Genomic DNA, 17,802 nt, shown 5'->3' on the forward strand with positions numbered 1-17,802 from the left:
GCTGAAGCCGTATTTTAGTATATTTGCCTTATGGATAAAACTTTTTTTGATGACACCCCACGTGGCAGACAACTGCAGGCTTTTAACCGCCTGCTGGATGTGATGGACGACCTGCGCGAGAAGTGCCCATGGGACCGCAAGCAAACCCTGGAAAGCCTGCGCCACTTAACGATAGAAGAAACCTACGAACTCTCGGATGCTATTTTAAAGCAGGATATGCCGGAGATAAAGAAAGAGATAGGCGACCTGATGCTGCACATGGTGTTTTATGCAAAAATTGCTTCTGAGCAAAAAGCCTTCGACATTGCCGATGTTTTAAATTCGCTTTGCGAGAAGCTTATCTTCAGACACCCACATATTTACGGCGACGTAACAGCAGATACAGAAGAGGAGGTAAAAAGAAATTGGGAACAGCTGAAACTAAAGGAAGGTAACAAATCGGTGCTGGGAGGTGTGCCATCGTCGTTGCCGGCGCTGGTAAAAGCTATGCGCATACAGGAAAAAGCCCGCGGTGCCGGTTTTGACTGGGATGATAAAAGCCAGGTGTGGGAAAAAGTGCAGGAAGAGCTAAGCGAGTTTGAAGAAGAATTTAATGTGCACGACACAACAACTATAGATAAGCAGCGGGCTACAGCCGAATTCGGAGACTTGCTGTTTTCACTCATCAACTTTGCACGTTTTGTAGATATTAACCCGGAGGAGGCACTGGAGCGAACCAATCTGAAGTTTATAAGCCGGTTTCAGTATCTGGAGACAGAAGCAGCAAAGGAAGGTAAAAGATTACAGGATATGAGCTTGGAAGAAATGGACTTTTACTGGAATAAAGCAAAAAACAAGTAGGTGAGCATACAACCTAAAAATTCATTCCCTATATTTAAACCGCACTTTCAGGTTTTAAGAGAACGGAATTGCTAACTTTTTTATTTAGTGCCATTTGAATTTAGTCGGAGTATCGCATAAGAAGTTATAGTTCCTGACAGATTAGGGAGTTGTAACTTCTTTCTGTTACCCTCTCAAATTATGTTTCAATGCAACAATTGTATGCCAGCTATGTATAATGGTAGTGCTCAATTTTTATATTGAAGTTTTTTGAGATAATGAATCCGGAGTGGTATTTATGCTTTGGATAATATTTGAAATTATATAGATTTGTAGATGCGCACCTGTTTATTGTGCTTAAAAGGTTAAATCATCTCCGGGTCTGATACCTGAATGCAGCTGCAATTAATCTCTGGATCTGCTTTTAATTTTAAAAAATTTAGTAGTTAAAGAACTAAAACTGAAACAATTACATTTTTATAATTACACAATCAATTTAATTTACAACACAAACAGCTAAACTTTAAACTTTAATCAAAATGGAAAAAAAGACTGCAGTAGTGAGCAAAGATGCTAATGTAGAAACAAAGAATACCTCGGGAGGTTCTTTATTTGCCACTATCGTTATTCCAGTTGCCGTTATAATATGCGTACTTATTTATATGTTCGTATTAGGTAACGGTGCAAACTTCGAAGGTGGTAGCAACGAAAATCATCCGCTTCCAGGTAACTATTTAGCTATCGTTTATAAAGGTGGTTGGGTAGTTCCTATCCTGATGTCTCTTGTACTAATGGTATTTATCTTCGCTATCGAGCGTGTACTTACAATCAGCAAAGCAAAAGGTACTAAAAACGTAGCAGGCTTCGTGCGTACAATTTCTGCTAAACTAAACCAGCGTGATATCAACGGTGCAATTGCTGCCTGCGATGTTCAGAAAGGTTCTGTTGGTAACGTAGTAAAAGCAGGTCTGCTTAAGTACAAAGAAATGCAGAACGAGCCTGAGCTTCTAAAAGCTGAGAAAATTGCTGCTATCCAGAAAGAGATCGAAGAATCTACTTCACTGGAACTGCCAATGCTTGAGAAGAACCTGGTTGTTATTTCAACTATCGCTTCTATTTCAACACTAGTTGGTCTGATCGGTACTGTACTTGGTATGATCAAAGCGTTCTCGGCTCTTGCAGCATCAGGTTCTCCAGACGCAACTGCACTATCAAACGGTATCTCTGAGGCCTTGATCAACACAGCACTAGGTATTACAGGATCTACCCTTGCGATCATCGCTTACAACTACTTCACCAGCAAGATTGATGAGTTAACGTATAGCATTGACGAAGCTGGTTTCAGCATCATCTCTACTTTCGCTGCTCAGCACGACTCAGCTGGTGAGACTGTAAGAAAACAAACTGTTTAATTGATCTTAACACAAAGAAATGCCTAGAGTAAAAGTAAAAAGAAATAACCCTTCATTGGACATGACGCCAATGGTGGACTTATTCTTCTTGCTGGTTACTTTCTTTATGCTAACGGCGACCGCAAGGGAAGAGGAAGTCGTGATAGTAGATACCCCTTCATCCGTGTCAGAAATTAAATTACCTGATGCAAACGTGATCACATTAACGGTTGACAAAAACGACCGTGTGTTTTTCGGGGTAGACGGCCAGCAGACAAAGAAGGCTTTACTAGACAAGATAGCGAGTAAGTACGGGGTGAGTTTCAATGAGAAAGAAAGCAAGACTTTCTCTCTTTTAAGCAACTTCGGTGTTCCGGTAAATCAGCTGAAATCTTATTTGGCGATGGATGGCACGCAGCGCAAGAACGTGAACCAGCCTGGCATTCCGCTTGACTCTACTAACAACCAGTTAAGAGACTGGATTCTGGAGACGCGCAAGCTAAACCAAAAGGTTGTGATTGCGATCAAAGGCGACGTTGACGTAAGTTATTCGACGGTACAGAAGGTAATCGAAACCCTTCAGGACCAGAAGGTAAACCGGTTCAACCTGGTTACTGATATGGAAGCCAGACCAAAATCTTTATAATAGAAAGGAGATACTGAAATGGCAGAAATACAAGAAAAAGCCTCCTCTGGTAAAGGTGGTAAGAAACGCGCCAAAAAGCACTCTACCAAAATTGACATGACGCCAATGGTAGACCTTGCAGCTCTTCTGATCACGTTCTTCATGCTTACAACAACATTCAGTAAGCCACAGACCATGGAAATTAACATGCCTGTGAAAGAAGATAACCCTGAAAACCAGATTCCTGTAAAGGCAAGTAACGCAATGACGATCATACTTGGTGAGGATGATAAGGTGTTCTATTACTTCGGTTTAGGTGCTCCTGAGGAGAACCCGGAAGTGGTAGAGACTGATTATTCAGCAGCAGGCATCCGTAAAGTTTTGGTTTCGCCACGTGTGAAGTCAAACCCTAAGATGACCGTGATGATCAAGCCACTGGAGACATCGCGCTACAAGAACATGGTTGACATCCTGGATGAGTTGAGAATTACGGATACCAAGAAATTTGCCCTTGTTGACATTACCGACACGGATAAGCAATTGGTAAAAACTAAATTAGGACAATAGATATGGACGAAAGTAAGTTAGCAAAAGCCTCGCTTGATGATATCGTCTTTGCCGGACGTAACAAAGCTTATGGTGCCTATCTACTTCGCAAACTGTATAATAGCCATATCACAAAAGCTGCTATAATTGCTACTATCTTATTTGCTTTATTTATCAGTATTCCACTGATAAGCAAAATGATAGCTGGCGATGAAGAAGAAGTGATAGATGAGCGGATTATTACAGAGGTAGATCTTGCCCCACCACCGCCACTGGAAGAACAGGCGCCACCGCCACCGCCACCGCCGGATCTTCCGCCGCCGCCACCGCCAGTGGCAGCTACAGTGAAGTATACACCTCCTGTAGTTAAGCGTGACGAAGAAGTGCGTGAAGAGGAAGAAATTCCGGATGTAGAAGTACTGAAGGAAATTGATGCCGGTACAAAAACTGTGGAAGGTGTTAAAGGAGTTCCACCAGATTTAGGTGATATCGACGGTACCAGCGACGTAGTTGCAGAGGTAGTTGAAGAGAAGCCTTACGAATATGTGGAGCAGATGCCAACCTTCCCTGGAGGTGAACTTGAAATGCAGAAGTATATTGCGAAGAACATTCGCTATCCTGCAGCAGCTCAACGAGCCGGTATCGAGGGACTTGTAGTTGTATCCTTCGTTGTTAGTAAAACAGGTGAGATCTCTGAAGTTAAAGTACTGAAGGGGTTAGGAGCCGGAACTGACGAAGAAGCGATGCGCGTAGTTAAGTCGATGCCGAAGTGGAATCCAGGTAAACAGAATGGTCGAGCTGTACCAGTGAGATTTACAGTTCCTGTTCGTTACACGATCAAATAATATAGCCTGGCTATAGTTTAAAAACCCGACTAAGAAATTAGTCGGGTTTTTTGTTTTAAAAAAATATATTCAGCATGCATACTAATTAATTTAAAAAGCGTATATTCAGTTTATACTATAAATACATCTATAAACCAAAACCATAAGCATATCTGAAAATGATCACCTGATACATTGTTAAACTATAAAACCCAAAGCCCATGAAAGAGAGCTATTTATTCGACATGACCTTTAACAACATTGTTTTTAAAGGCAGGAACAAAGCGTATGGCGCCTATAAGCTGCGTCGCGTTTATCACAGGCACATAATTATAGCAGCTATAGTTGCGATAGTTATCTTTTCAGGGGGCTTATAAGTCCAATAGTCAACAATGCGTTTTTTGCAACACCTGAAAAATATGTAAAACCGGTTTATGATATTATGGAGCCGGTTACTATAGTTCTGCCACCGCCGCCAGTAGAAAAGCAGCAGGAAATAGTACCGCCTGTTGCACCAGCGAAAGTAGAAGTAGCTACGGAAGTATATGCTAAAACCAAAGTGGTGCCTGACAACGCGCCTATTAAAGAGGTAGAACTTGCAAATCAGGAAGATCTGAAAAATGCCGACTTCGGAACAAAGAAGATAGAAGGTATTGATCCCGCAGACCTGCCAGCTATAGTTCCATCTGATGACCTGACAGGCATAGATGGCGGTACAGGTAACGAAGCACCTGAAAACAGTGTACTTGACTTTGCTGAAGAAATGCCGGAATATGCTGGCGGCATGAGTGCCATGAGCAAATACCTGAGCAGAAAAATGAACTACCCGGCAGCAGCCAGAGCCGAAAAAATAGAAGGGACAGTAGTTGTTACTTTTGTAGTAGGCCGTAGCGGAGAGATTGAAGATGTTAAAGTGTTAAAAGGCCTGGGTTTTGGGACAGACGACGAAGCGCTGCGTGTAATAAAGAGCATGCCACGCTGGAAACCCGGAAAGCAAAACGGGATACCGGTGGCAGTTCGTTACACGTTACCTATTAAATTCTCGCTCAGGAACTAAAAATTAAATTATAAGTATAAAGCAGAGGCCATAAAAGTAGAAGCTTTTATGGCCTCTGCTTTCATATTTGGTGTGATACCATTAACTTTAGTGGTTAATAAATGCGTATGTTACTACAAAGTGTAGCATGATAAGACCAGAAAGACCTAAAACCAATACCAGTTTCCTTGCAAAATTTGTAAAAATTTTCGGGCTGCTGATGACTACCTTGTATATTGTATTAGGTGTGTACCTGATCTTTACAGACGAGCAATCCTCGGGCCTGAACATACCTTCGAAGTTTAGATACATACTTGGTGGCGTATTGATATTGTATGGCATTTTCAGGTTTATAAGAGTATACCAGACCAGTTCCCAAAAAGATAGAAGAAGGTATGAAGAATAAATTCTGGGCAGTCCTGCTCGCTGCAGGTTCACTTGTATACACAGGCTGTGGTAACAAGTCCGGCGATGCCCCAACTGATACCCCTACATCAGGTAAGGTAAAAATCAGCGTTGACGAATCTTTTAAGCCAATTATTGAAACTCAGGTTAGCACTTTTGAGGGGATTTATAAGCGTGCTGACGTAGAAGCTGTGTATAAGCCCGAAGGAGATGTTATAAAAGATATGCTGAATGACAGTATCAGGGTAATCGTGCTGTCGCGGAAGCTGACCCCGGAAGAAGAGGCCGTTATAGAAAAGAAAAAAAGAATACCCAGAATTACGAAAATAGCGATAGATGCCGTTGCTGTAATCGTGAACAGAAGCAACCCGGACTCGCTGCTTACACTTGACGAGTTAAAATCCATCTTTGGTGGCAAAACAAAATCCTGGAAGCAACTAAACAAGGATAGCAAATTAAAAGACATAACTATAGTTTTCGATAACAATAATTCGGGAACAGCGCGTTTTGTAAAAGATTCACTGATAGCGGATCATAAACTGCCATCAAATACGTTTGCAGCCGAATCGCATGCAGCACTGATAGACTATGTAGAGAAAAATGAGAACGCACTTGGTGTTATCGGAGTGAACTGGATCAGCGATTTTGATGACAGCACAGTAGTAGGTTTCCAGAACAGAATTAAAGTTGTAGGTATAAGTGCAGAACCTTTACCACGCACTACAGAAAGTTATTACCAGCCTTATCAGGCCTACATTGCACAAGGCACATACCCTCTGCGCCGGTATCTTTATATCATAAGTACAGAAGGCCGCGCCGGCCTTGGCACAGGTTTTGCATCATACGTTGCAGGAGACAAGGGACAACGTATAATACTTAAATCGGGCCTGGTGCCTGCCACAATGCCAGTACGCGTAATTGGCATACAATAAACGAAGAACCTTAACTCAATTTTAGTACATTTTAATATAACCTTAACAAGCAGATTACAATGACAAACAACTGGAAGTATATCCTTCTGATGGCCACTGCCTTTCCAACTGCTGCTGCTTTTGCACAGTCAGGAGATGCGGGAAAGAAAGCATTAGACCTGGAGCGCTATGAAGAGGCAAAATCTATCTATAAAAAGCAGCTTAACGATAAGAAAGCAGATAATGCTTACTATGCATTAGGTAATATATATCTTAAAACTGAAAAGTTAGATTCAGCTACTTATTACTTTAACCAGGGCATAGCCAAAAACAAAAAGTCGGCAATCAACTTTGCCGGTTTAGGTAAAGTTGCTATGGACCAGGGAAACAGAGCCGAAGCCGAAAAGCAATTTTCGCAGGCACTTAAGCTTAGCAAGTCTAAAGATGCAGATGTGCTTGCAGCTGTAGCAGAGGGCTATTTAAGTGCTCCGGAGCGTACAGATGCCGATCTGCAGAAAGCTATAGGTTACCTGCAGACAGCTGTTCAGCGTGATAAAAACAATACAACGGCTTACCTGATGCTGGGTGATGCTCAACTCGACCTTAAAAAAGGTGGTGAAGCGATGACCAGCTACGATAACGCTATCCGAATTGACGGCAACAATCCGAAAGCTTACCTGAGAAGAGGCCAGTTATATACCAGATCAAGAAACTATACGGAAGCTGAGCAGGCATTCCAGAAAGCGATCGAGATCGATCCTAACTATGCGCCGGCTTACAGAGACCTTGGTGAACTATACTATTTTGCCGGTCAGTACGACAAAGCACTATCTACATTTAAAAAGTATGTTGATATGGCTGAGGATTCTCCTGAAACCAAAGCAAAATATGCATCATTCCTGTTCCTGACGAAAAACTATGACCAGACGCTGAAAGAGGTGCAGGAAGTTCTGAAGACTGATCCGGACAATACTGTAATGAACCGTCTACAGGCTTATTCTTATTTAGAATTAGGCCAGCCAGACAAAGCATTACAGGCTATGGAAAGCTACATACAAAAAGTTGGTAAGGATAAGCTTATTGCTGAAGACTATGAGTACTATGGCCGTATCCTGAGCAAAAATAACCAGCACGCCAAAGCTACTGAGAACCTGCAGAAGGCACTTGATATGAACCCTGATAAGGTAGAGCTTTACCAGGAACTTGCTTCGGCTTACGCCAAAGCGGGCCAGTATGATAAAGCTGTAGCAGTTTACAACAAGAAGCGTGAGAAAACGGAGCCTTCAAATGCTGACTTCTACTACATGGGTAATATCTACATGCAGGCAGGTGCGGAAGCAAGAGAAGCTAAAAACGAGCAGAAAGCTATAGAATTCTTTAAGAAGGCTGATGAGACATATGCAAACGTTACAACAAGTAACCCTACGTATGCATATGGTCATTACTGGAGAGGACTTGCGAATGCTAACCTGGATACTGAAAGCACAGGTGGTTTAGCTAAGCCTCACTTTGAGGAGTTTATTAAACTGGCTGGCGCTGAACCAGATAAGTATAAAGCTGCTTTGGTTGACGCTAATAACTATCTGGGTTACTACTATTATGTAGTTAAGCCAAACAGAGAATTGGCTGTTAAGCATTACCAGGAAGTACTTAAGTTAGATGGCAGCAACGAACAGGCAAAAGCCGCTCTTGCTGAGATCAATAAGTCTGCTAAGAAAAAGTAAGCTACCAGCTAGCTACCTATAAAACAGGAAAGCCTGCTCCACTGGAGCAGGCTTTCCTGTTTTATAGGTAAACCGAAGCTCATAATGTAAACCTTTCATGCTTACGGATTCTTCTCCTTTAGACCAGCATTAAGCCGCACTTCTGGTTGGTACTCACCACTTTCTGTTCCTCTCACTAAAATTAAGAGGTAACTGCCAGATCTTTCCAGGATCAAGGTGAGTACTCTAATACCATTTGCTAAAGAAAGTTATTTGTCTTTGCTATAGTTGAAGTTATAGTTACATAATCTATGATGCTGGCGCGAGCGTCCTCGCTCGTGTTTAACTATGGCGTTGAGTCTCCTGACTCAACTGGCCCGTCAGGGACAGGCATTGTCTGAACCGGGATTAAGGGAGATTTAAGGGTTTTTTGGGATTGGGCTACTACTTTAGTTTTGGCTATAGTTCAATAGTTGTGGTTTTACCCCTTCCCAGCCTTCCCCTAAAAACAGGGGAAGGAGCTTTTGGCCTTTGCTATAGTTTAGGTTATAGTTTTATTGCTGCTGTTTTAACCCACCCCTGCCCTCCCAAGAGGGGAATTTCTGCCTTTGCTATAGTTTGACTTGTAGTTCTATAGTTACAGTCCATCCACGGACAGGACAGGTCGCCACCTGTCCCTACGGAAATACAGCCACGATATTGCGATGCAACTATAGCTGTTCAAACAAACTATAGTTTAACTATCGAACTGATCGCAGTCTTTGGGTTGAGCGCCTTTGCTTTGTTGCGGTGCCGCCAGGCAACACGAGCAGAGCGAGGGTAGCAAGAAAGCAGCAGCGCGATACCTAAAGACGAGGCCTCCCGGCCGTGAGGGCACCAAAGTTAGATTGAAACTATAGGTAAGTAGAGCTCCCAGGATTAGAAGCAGCTATAAAAGAAAAGGCTAGGTTTGAAAAGTAGAGTAGCAAACTATAGAACTCAGATTTCTCACGGTGTTCGAAATGGCAAAAGAAAAACTATAGAATCAAGATTTCTCACAGATAGACCGGCTTTTTCCGACTCGCGTCTCAAGAATACTCAAAATGACAAAGGAGAAACTATAGCACAAATAACATACCTTAACTGACGCCTTGTATGAAATAACTATAAGCTTCAGATCAAACCTATCAACCAGTCAATCAATTATTAGGCTAATGGCAGGCGGTCTCGTAAAAAAGAAGTAATTTTGCATCCTTAAATTTCAGAGTATGGCAGAGACTCCGCACAAGGCCGGTTTTGTAAGTATAGTTGGTAAGCCGAACGTAGGTAAATCTACGCTGATGAATGCGCTGGTGGGCGAAAAGCTATCCATTATCACATCAAAGGCACAGACTACGCGCCACCGCATCATGGGTATTTTGAATGGCGACGACTTCCAGATCGTGTACTCAGATACGCCCGGCATCATTAAACCACAGTATGCCCTGCACGAGTCGATGATGAGCTTTGTGCGCACCTCGCTGGAGGATGCGGATGTAATTCTGTTTGTAACGGATATTTATGAGCAGCACGACGAAGATGATGTGATCAAAAGACTGCAATATGCGCAGGTGCCTATTCTGTTACTGATAAACAAAATTGACCAGGCGACAGAAGAGGAGGTAAACGAAAAAGTAGCGTACTGGCAGGAGAAAATGAACCCGACGGAAATTCACCCGATATCGGCACTTCACAACTTTGGTTTAGATCAATTATTTACCCGCCTGCTGCATTATTTACCGGAACATCCGGCCTTTTACCCGAAAGATGAACTGACTGACAAGCCTGAGCGTTTCTTTGTGTCGGAGATCATCAGGGAGAAGATTTTCCTGAACTATAAAAAAGAGATTCCTTATAGTTGCGAAGTGGTGATAGAGGAGTTTAAAGAGGAAGAAGAGATCATCCGTATCAGGGCTGAAATAAGTGTGGAACGCAAAAGCCAGAAAGGCATTGTGATCGGCAATAAAGGCGAAGCCCTGAAAAAGGTGGGTACACAGGCCCGTATTGATATGGAACAGTTCTTCCAGAAAAAGATATTTCTTGATTTGTATGTGCGCGTGAACGAAAACTGGCGAACAGACCAAAAGCTTTTAAGGCGATTTGGCTATAACGAGTAAGTAGGCGCATGTAGTAAAGCTTCGGGGCAAGGTGCTCCGGGGGCACTTTAATTATTTTATACACTTAATAATGTCAACAAACATTATTGCTATTGTAGGTCGCCCAAATGTGGGTAAATCTACTTTATTTAACCGCCTTGTCGGACGTCGGCAGGCTATTATGGATAACGAAAGCGGCGTAACCCGCGACAGAAGCTACGGCCACGGTGAGTGGTGCGGTAAGTACTTTACTGTGATCGATACTGGTGGCTACGTACACGGCTCCGACGATATTTTTGAAGGTGAAATTAACAAGCAGGTAGAGCTGGCCATTAAAGAAGCCGATGTGATCCTGTTTATGGTAGACGTGGATGCCGGCCTTACAGGTCTGGACGAAGAATTTGCCAGCGTATTGCGTCGCTCAGATAAGCCAATTTATGTAGTAGCCAACAAAGCCGATACAAACGCACGTGCGCACCAGGTAGGCGAGTTTTACTCCTTGGGTATTGATGGAGAGATCTTCGCTATTTCCTCGCAGAGCGGTTCCGGAACCGGTGACCTGCTGGATGAAGTAGTAAAGCACTTTAAAGACGAAGGCATCGAAGACCCTACTGCCGGTATTCCTAAGATTGCAGTACTTGGCCGCCCAAATGTTGGTAAATCATCTTTTGTGAATTTGCTGCTGGGCGTAGAGCGTAACATAGTTACAGATATTGCCGGAACAACCCGCGATGCCATCCATTCGCACTACAATGCATTTGGTAAAGAGTTTATTATAGTTGATACCGCTGGTCTGCGCCGTAAGAGCAAGGTAAGCGAAGACATCGAGTTTTATTCAGTGATGCGCTCAGTACGCGCTCTGGAAGACGCCGATGTTTGTATCGTGATGCTGGATGCCACCCGTGGAATTGAAGCGCAGGATGTAAACATCATTACCCTGGCCGAAAAGAACCGCAAAGGCATTGTTATACTGGTAAACAAGTGGGACTTAGTTGAGAAAGATACCAACTCAACGAAAGAGTTTGAAGAGGAGATACTGGATAAGATTGCGCCAATAAAGTATGTGCCGGTTATCTTTACTTCGGTGCTTACCAAGCAGCGTATACACAAAGCTATTGAGGTAGCCATGGAAGTGTACGATAACAAGACACAGAAAATACCTACTTCTAAATTAAACGATGCCCTGCTGCCTGATATTGACAGGTATCCGCCGCCAGCCATTAAGGGTAAGTTTATCAGAATTAAGTATGTAACGCAGTTGCCGACGCATAACCCTACATTTGCCTTTTTCTGTAACCTGCCACAGTACATCAAAGAGCCTTATACGCGTTATCTTGAGAACCGCATACGGGAGCATTTTGGCTTTAAAGGCGTGCCGATAAAGGTCTTGTTCAAAAAGAAATAAAAAATAAATAGAAGAAGATTAGAGTATTAGAATATAGTTCTATATTTGTAACTCGTTTTCAAAAAAACAACAAAACATCATGAAAAAAGTATTCGGTTTATTATTCGTTGCTGGTCTTTTCGCTTTCGCATCTTGCAACAATGCAGAAGAAACAGCTACTGAAGTTGAAACTACTGAAACTACAGTAGAAGAAACTGTAGTTGAAGACACAACTTCAATGGAAGTTGACACTACAACTGTTCCAGTTGATTCAGCTTCTGCTGCTCTTTAATTAGCAACAGTAACCGCCTGGCGCATGGCCAGGGAAAGAAAAGGCACCTGAGTTATCAGGTGCCTTTTTGCTTTTAAAACTATATATTTTAAAACTATATAGATGTATTCCCGTATTCGTTGTCATGTTCGCTGAAAGCTTTTTTACTTAAAAGCAGGCAGCTATAATACATGGATTTTAACCAAAACAAATACATCATGAAAAAGCCTATTTTTATGCTAATGGCCGCTGGCCTGTTCTCTTTTGCATCTTGCGATTCACCTGCTGAAAACCAGACAGAAGAAAATGCAGAGCAGATGGAAGATAATGCAGAAGAAGCTGCAGACGATATGGAAGATGCTGCAGATGACATGGACGATACTACTACTGTTGTTCAATAAGAAGTTACAAACAATAACTATAAAGGCGGCTCTGGTATTCTGGAGCCGCCTTTATAGTTTAAGTACCCAGCCTCCGTTGCATCATGGCATTTAGTAACGCATAAAGTCGTTTGGGAGCCAGGGTACGCCAGTTTACCATTTCCAGGTTACCGCCATAGTTCATGTAATAGTCCAGGTTATAGTTCTTCATCTCGTTCAGTACAAAATCCTGGAAACCGATTGCCACGATCCAGCCATTTTCAATATCTTCAAACCATTCCTCGTAGTAATCGTCTTCGGAGCCATGGAAGTTAAATACGTTCTCGCCGATAAGGACAAAATGCTTAATGCCCTCGTGTAGCATCGGGTCTATAATGTTGCGCTTCAGTTTCATAATGTCGTTATGAAGCGTGTCGTTCCACTCGCCTATAAACTCGATCACGGCAAAGCCCAGCTCATAGTCTGTAAATAATATTTTAATGAATAGCGTTTCAGAATCCATCTCGTCCCATTGCGGATGGATGTAATAACCATAAATGGTATTGGTATATTGCGAAAGGTTATTTTCGGTGCCATACAGTGGCGAGCGCGGGTCTTCGGAAGCGCTGTATAGTTCCAGCCAGTTATAAAAAGGCTCTATTGTATGCATAAACGTAAAATTCTAACGTTAAAAGATAACACAGGCCATGCTTGCTGTAGTTTACAAGATACCTGTTTCTTTTTTTGATATACTATCGCTTTAAACTATAGTTGTTGCATTAGAGTATAGTAGTGATAGTTTTATTTTAAGACCTGAAAGATAATAGCAGCGGCAATTTAATCCGCCATTTTACCCTTACAAATAGTATGTTCTCAGTTACGCCCCTAAAATATCTGCGCTTTACTCTATTGGTTTTTGCTGTTCTGCTGGTGCAGCAGGCAAGAGCTGAAAATAAGGAAACAGATTACATTAAAGCGTATTACCCGGTTATTCATGAGGCCGAAATGCTGGTGCTCCGTAAAGACTATAGTGCTGCGCTGGATAAATATGCCGAAGCTTTTAAAGCTGTGCCAGAGCCCTTTGCCCGTGACTATTACAACGCTGCCGTTTGCGCAACCCTGACAGAGAACTATACACAGACCTATAGTTACCTGGAAGAGCTTGCCCTAAAAGGAGTGAAGCTGGAATTTATAGAGAAGCAGGAGGTTTTTAAACCCTTGCACGAATCAAAAGACTGGAAAAAGCTACAGAAGAAATATCCGAAGTACCGCAAAAAATATAAACGCCACGCTAACCTGGATGTAAGAGCCGACCTGGATGAACTATATGCCCGTGATAAGTACTTCAGGCTTGCGAAAGGCGGTTTAAGGGTTTATGCTGATACGCTCCGTAAAATAGAAAACGAGAACGTGGATATTTTGCTGAGAACAATACAAAAGCGCGGCTACCCCGGCGAAAAGCTGATCGGTGTCGGCGATACTATAGAACAGCTCCCGAGATTCAGTATTGTTATAGAACGGCAGACAACAGCAAAAAAAGGGTTCGACTTTTCAGAGATTTTAAAGGAAGCTGTGCAGAAAGGGCATATTTCGCCACAGGCAGCGGCTTACCTTATGGAAACGCAAAAAGGAACACGTTACTATAAAACCAGGGCACTGGTGCGCGTAGCCTGTACCAACAAAAAAGACTGCGAAGGCGACAAAAAACTTAAGGCACTGAATAAATACCTGGTAGAGGATCTGAGTAAAAAGGAAGAAAAGAAAGTGAATGACCTGCGTGCCGAAATTGGATTAGAGCCCGTTGATGATTACCGCCGGAAAGTGCTTTATAGTTTAAGCGACAATCGTTTTATGCTGGGCTATAGATGGTCGGTTGCGAATTATATTGTGCCTGGCAGGGATGCAGCAGAAGAACTTACCCGTGGGCTGGTTTCAGCAGAAAGAGCCCTTACTACCAGGGAATAACAAACTATAGTTATGCCTGTGTATCACCGTTTCGGTAGGCAACTATAGCTGCACGCACACTTCCATACTTTTGTAGTAAAGCGGCCGCTTCGGCCCTGCCCAGCTGCAGTTCTTCCATCAGCATACGTGTGCCACGGTCTACCAGCTTTAAGTTTGAAAGCTGCATATCCACCATCTTGTTGCCTTTTACACGGCCCAGCCGTATCATGGTAGAGGTGGTGAGCATGTTAAGTGCCAGCTTCTGGGCGGTTCCGGCTTTCATGCGGGTGCTGCCCGTTACAAATTCAGGGCCGGTTACAACCTCAACAGGATAATCAGAAACGCCGGCAACGGCGCTGGCGGCATTGCAAACTATACAGCCGGTAGCAATTCCATTTTCACGGCAGGTTTTTAACCCCCCGATCACATAGGGGGTCCGCCCGGAAGCTGCAATACCTACTACTATATCTTTATCAGTAATATTATACTGCAGCAGGTCTTTCCAGGCTTGCTGCTCATCGTCTTCCGCAAATTCTACTGCCTTGCGTATGGCTGCGTCGCCACCTGCTATCAGGCCAATCACCATGCCATGGGGTACGCCATACGTAGGCGGGCACTCCGAGGCATCTACCACACCTAAACGGCCACTGGTGCCGGCACCAATATAAAATAACCTGCCACCCTGCTGCAATCTTTCTACGGTAGCATTAACCAGTTGCTCCAGTTGCGGGATAGCTTTTTCTACAGCCAGCGGAACGGTTTTGTCTTCGTTGTTTATGCTTTCCAGTAACTGGCGGACAGGCATTTGCTCCAGGCGGTCGTAATTAGATGCGGATTCGGTGGTAGACACGTTTACTCTAATTATTAATTATAAATGATGAATTGCCCTGCTGTATAAACTATACATTTTTGGTCGCACCTGATTTCTCAAGCAACTCCTGATGATATTTGATCAGTCCTTCGCTTGGACTCTGGATGATAGTTTCGATCCGAAGCCCGTACTTTTTGGCAGCCATTTTCAGGTTGTCGGCAAAGTAATAAGCAATAGAGCCTACAAAGTTTACCGGCAACTCCATGTGCCCTTTATATTTGAGTACGTGGCGCTCAAAAAAGTTTTCGAAGTTGGTATAGATCAGTTCTTTTATAAACGGATGCTTGCGCTTATCGTGTGCAAACTTAGCAAACGTAGCCATATACCGGCTCGGCACTTCGGCACCATAAACCGCATCCAGAAATTCGTCTTTGGTAATGTGGTAGGTGTTTTTCAGTGATTGTGCCAGTTCTTCGGGCAGCTCGCGGTAAAAATAAGAGCGCATCAGTAATTTGCCTAAGTAAGCGCCGCTGCCCTCATCACCCAGCAGAAATCCCAGCGAGGGCACATTATCAATTATCTGCGCGCCATCATAAAGGCATGAATTGGAGCCAGTGCCAAGTATGCAGGCAATGCCCGGGTTGTGGCCACACAGCGCACGTGCCGCACTTAGCAGGTCATGGTCTACGTTGACCTCACTTTCAGGGAAAAGGCGCTGCAAGGCGTCCGAAACCTTCTTGTTGCGCTCCGGCGAGCTGCAGCCTGCACCATAATAATAAATAGCCGATGGTTTCTTATCAGTAAGGTTCGGGAGTAACGAGTTACTAAGCTCTTTATAGATGTCTTCCGTCTCCTGGTACATGGGGTTAAAGCCCACTGTCTGTACTTTTTGCAGTACTTCTGTATGATTTAGAGCGTTCCAGTCTGTTTTTGTAGAGCCACTATCTGCAATAAGAACCATATGCTGTAAATTAAAATATAAAGATGCTTATGTATAGTTACGGATATTGGTTATCCGGATTATTCTGTACGGTACACGGAGTTTTTTACCAGCCCTACTGCCTCAAATTTATCAAAAACAAATTCAGTATGGGGTGCATTTTTTAATTCTTCAGTCAGGTCCTGGCCGGCCCAGTGCTCGTAATGGTTGCCTGTGCGCCATAACCTTGATTTTCTGACATCATAAATTACGCCTTTATATGCTACCCAAACATCGTCTCTGTCCTGGCCGTTGCGTGAGGCAAGCTGTTGTAAAGTGTATTCGGGTAAGGGCATGTTTCTTTAAGTTGTAATTCTGGAGTCGTGGATGTTTGACAATCACCTTTATGTACAAAGATCTATAGTTTACAAAGGCAGGTTCGTTCCAACTATAAACTCGCTATATCTCTAGGTTCTAGAGGTTTGCGTCTGTAAAGTTACCCGATACGTGCCTGCGTAAGTATCCAGCGGTTCGGGACTTCACCTTTAGTTGCCTGCAGATAATCTTCATAACTGCAGGGCACCACGCGGGTAGTCTTTCCTTCTGTCAGCGATTCTACTTCCAGCCACCACTTTTCGCTCTGCTTGCTTTTGTAGAATACCATTCTATCCGGGTTATCATTAAAGGCAACGGCATATTTTGTGAACTGTTTACTGTTAAAACTGATCTCATTCTTGCGGTGGTAAAACCCTTCAATAAAATACCAGATCATCGTTGCAACGGTCATGGCTGTCAGTTCACGCTCATCCAGTGCCGGGTTGTATTCATAAATTCCGAGGGAGGTCAGGTTATCATTCAGGCCGGCGTACCAGCATAGCTGGCAGGCTTCTTCGCCGGTTAAGCCAAAGGGGTTGGCAGGCTCGTAGCCCGGTGCGTCCTGGTGCCTGATGGCAGCCACATCTATAGTTAACAGGTCGGCAAGGCGAACTACAGGCTCCATTTCCTGCACGTTACGATGCACTTCACCCACGCGGTAAGCTTCAAAATGCATTTTCTCCAGTGTGGCCATTACCTCCGGCTCCACTAAATACGACTGGTACCCGATCTGCCCAAGGCTGAACAGGTAGTTTGGCTCATGCATAAGTATGCTCCGCAGCTGCTTTTTATTAGGAGTAGCATCTGTGTCTTCGGTCATATCCACGCTGCAGTCTACGGTAACCATATTTATTACGCGTTCCAGATGCTCGTAACCCATAAACTGCCCATACTCCAGGTCATGCGATCCGCCAATTAGTACAGGTATGGTACCATGCGAGATAAGCACTTCTACAATTTCTTTTATGCGCAGGTACGTATCATCCAGCGTGATGCCGGGTCTCAGGTTGCCCAGGTCTACTATTCTGCAGCTGCCTGCGCCTTTGTTAAGTGCATATAGTTTTTTGCGTACAGCACGGGCAGCAGCCAGAGTTGGGTCGGTATTTTCTTCATTTCCACTGCCACGCGTTTCGTTTATGCCCAATATGGCAATGTCGGCAGCGCGCCAGTCTGGGAACTTGCTTACAAAACGGCTTATATAGGAGCCCAGGGTACGGGGCTTGTTAAGCGCTGCAAAAACATCTTCGTTCAGCGGTTCAAAAAAGATCGACAGGTTCATACAGTGGCTGCTTTACTTTAATTTTGAAATACCATAACTATGGGTATAACTGTAGTAGTTGGCTATAGGCCGGTAAATAAAGGTAA

General features: G+C 43.6%; 20 protein-coding genes. 15 read left to right on the plus strand and 5 right to left on the minus strand.

Annotated features, from left to right (window positions below; all coding sequences use genetic code 11):
- The first annotated feature begins 30 nt into the window (after positions 1 to 30).
- The 14 genes from mazG (at position 31) to GSQ66_RS16220 (ending at position 12,430) form a co-directional block, all read left to right on the plus strand.
- Entirely contained in the window at positions 31 to 840 is an 810-nt protein-coding gene (gene mazG, locus GSQ66_RS16160; RefSeq protein ID WP_162428411.1) for a nucleoside triphosphate pyrophosphohydrolase, read from the plus strand.
- Between the two features lie 518 nt (positions 841 to 1,358).
- Positions 1,359 to 2,231, plus strand: coding sequence for a MotA/TolQ/ExbB proton channel family protein (locus tag GSQ66_RS16165; protein WP_162428412.1), 873 nt, complete (start codon positions 1,359 to 1,361; stop codon positions 2,229 to 2,231).
- Positions 2,232 to 2,250: 19 nt separating this feature from the next.
- Positions 2,251 to 2,856: an ExbD/TolR family protein gene (locus tag GSQ66_RS16170; protein WP_162428413.1), complete on the plus strand. Its 606-nt coding sequence runs from the start codon at positions 2,251 to 2,253 to the stop codon at positions 2,854 to 2,856.
- Positions 2,857 to 2,874: 18 nt separating this feature from the next.
- Complete coding sequence (locus GSQ66_RS16175; RefSeq protein WP_162428414.1) at positions 2,875 to 3,402, plus strand: ExbD/TolR family protein; 528 nt, start codon at positions 2,875 to 2,877, stop codon at positions 3,400 to 3,402.
- Between the two features lie 2 nt (positions 3,403 to 3,404).
- A complete protein-coding gene (locus GSQ66_RS16180; protein ID WP_162428415.1) occupies positions 3,405 to 4,226 on the plus strand; it encodes an energy transducer TonB in 822 nt (273 codons plus the stop codon).
- A 200-nt stretch (positions 4,227 to 4,426) separates the two neighbouring features.
- A complete protein-coding gene (locus GSQ66_RS19025; RefSeq protein WP_238395726.1) occupies positions 4,427 to 4,582 on the plus strand; it encodes a hypothetical protein in 156 nt (51 codons plus the stop codon).
- 65 nt (positions 4,583 to 4,647) lie between these two features.
- Complete coding sequence (locus GSQ66_RS16185) at positions 4,648 to 5,262, plus strand: energy transducer TonB (protein ID WP_238395727.1); 615 nt, start codon at positions 4,648 to 4,650, stop codon at positions 5,260 to 5,262.
- A 127-nt stretch (positions 5,263 to 5,389) separates the two neighbouring features.
- The gene (locus GSQ66_RS16190) at positions 5,390 to 5,647 is read left to right on the plus strand and encodes a hypothetical protein (protein ID WP_162428416.1); all 258 of its coding nucleotides are present in this window, start codon (positions 5,390 to 5,392) and stop codon (positions 5,645 to 5,647) included.
- Positions 5,637 to 6,578, plus strand: coding sequence for a PstS family phosphate ABC transporter substrate-binding protein (locus tag GSQ66_RS16195; RefSeq protein ID WP_162428417.1), 942 nt, complete (start codon positions 5,637 to 5,639; stop codon positions 6,576 to 6,578). Before GSQ66_RS16190 ends, GSQ66_RS16195 begins: the two co-directional genes overlap by 11 nt.
- A 59-nt stretch (positions 6,579 to 6,637) precedes the next feature.
- Positions 6,638 to 8,281 (plus strand): tetratricopeptide repeat protein, encoded by a 1,644-nt coding sequence (locus GSQ66_RS16200; protein WP_162428418.1) that lies wholly within the window; start codon positions 6,638 to 6,640, stop codon positions 8,279 to 8,281.
- Positions 8,282 to 9,507: 1,226 nt separating this feature from the next.
- Complete coding sequence (gene era / locus GSQ66_RS16205; protein WP_162428419.1) at positions 9,508 to 10,395, plus strand: GTPase Era; 888 nt, start codon at positions 9,508 to 9,510, stop codon at positions 10,393 to 10,395.
- Between the two features lie 70 nt (positions 10,396 to 10,465).
- Positions 10,466 to 11,779 carry a ribosome biogenesis GTPase Der gene (gene der / locus GSQ66_RS16210; protein WP_162428420.1) on the plus strand — a complete coding sequence of 438 codons (1,314 nt, stop codon included), beginning with the start codon at positions 10,466 to 10,468 and terminating at the stop codon, positions 11,777 to 11,779.
- Positions 11,780 to 11,858: 79 nt separating this feature from the next.
- Positions 11,859 to 12,050, plus strand: a complete 192-nt coding sequence (locus tag GSQ66_RS16215; protein WP_162428421.1) for a hypothetical protein — start codon at positions 11,859 to 11,861, stop codon at positions 12,048 to 12,050.
- 170 nt (positions 12,051 to 12,220) lie between these two features.
- Positions 12,221 to 12,430: a hypothetical protein gene (locus GSQ66_RS16220; RefSeq protein ID WP_202923367.1), complete on the plus strand. Its 210-nt coding sequence runs from the start codon at positions 12,221 to 12,223 to the stop codon at positions 12,428 to 12,430.
- 58 nt (positions 12,431 to 12,488) lie between these two features.
- On the opposite strand, the gene GSQ66_RS16225 is transcribed toward GSQ66_RS16220, so the two are convergent.
- On the minus strand, positions 12,489 to 13,058 hold the full coding sequence (locus tag GSQ66_RS16225) for a hypothetical protein (RefSeq protein ID WP_162428422.1): 570 nt from the start codon (positions 13,056 to 13,058) through the stop codon (positions 12,489 to 12,491).
- Positions 13,059 to 13,255: 197 nt separating this feature from the next.
- Here GSQ66_RS16225 and GSQ66_RS16230 point away from each other — a divergent pair, with 197 nt between their 5' ends.
- The gene (locus GSQ66_RS16230; protein WP_162428423.1) at positions 13,256 to 14,353 is read left to right on the plus strand and encodes a hypothetical protein; all 1,098 of its coding nucleotides are present in this window, start codon (positions 13,256 to 13,258) and stop codon (positions 14,351 to 14,353) included.
- Between the two features lie 10 nt (positions 14,354 to 14,363).
- On the opposite strand, the gene murQ is transcribed toward GSQ66_RS16230, so the two are convergent.
- The 4 genes from murQ to GSQ66_RS16250 form a co-directional block, all read right to left on the minus strand.
- On the minus strand, positions 14,364 to 15,137 hold the full coding sequence (gene murQ, locus GSQ66_RS16235; protein WP_238395905.1) for an N-acetylmuramic acid 6-phosphate etherase: 774 nt from the start codon (positions 15,135 to 15,137) through the stop codon (positions 14,364 to 14,366).
- A gap of 94 nt (positions 15,138 to 15,231) precedes the next feature.
- On the minus strand, positions 15,232 to 16,104 hold the full coding sequence (locus GSQ66_RS16240) for a hypothetical protein (protein ID WP_162428425.1): 873 nt from the start codon (positions 16,102 to 16,104) through the stop codon (positions 15,232 to 15,234).
- A gap of 59 nt (positions 16,105 to 16,163) precedes the next feature.
- Positions 16,164 to 16,418: a cytochrome b5 domain-containing protein gene (locus GSQ66_RS16245; protein WP_162428426.1), complete on the minus strand. Its 255-nt coding sequence runs from the start codon at positions 16,416 to 16,418 to the stop codon at positions 16,164 to 16,166.
- 140 nt (positions 16,419 to 16,558) lie between these two features.
- Positions 16,559 to 17,716: a formimidoylglutamase gene (locus GSQ66_RS16250; protein ID WP_162428427.1), complete on the minus strand. Its 1,158-nt coding sequence runs from the start codon at positions 17,714 to 17,716 to the stop codon at positions 16,559 to 16,561.
- Positions 17,717 to 17,802: the final 86 nt, after the last annotated feature.

This window comes from Pontibacter pudoricolor, assembly GCF_010092985.1.
In the GTDB taxonomy this organism is placed as follows: Bacteria; Bacteroidota; Bacteroidia; order Cytophagales; family Hymenobacteraceae; genus Pontibacter; species Pontibacter pudoricolor.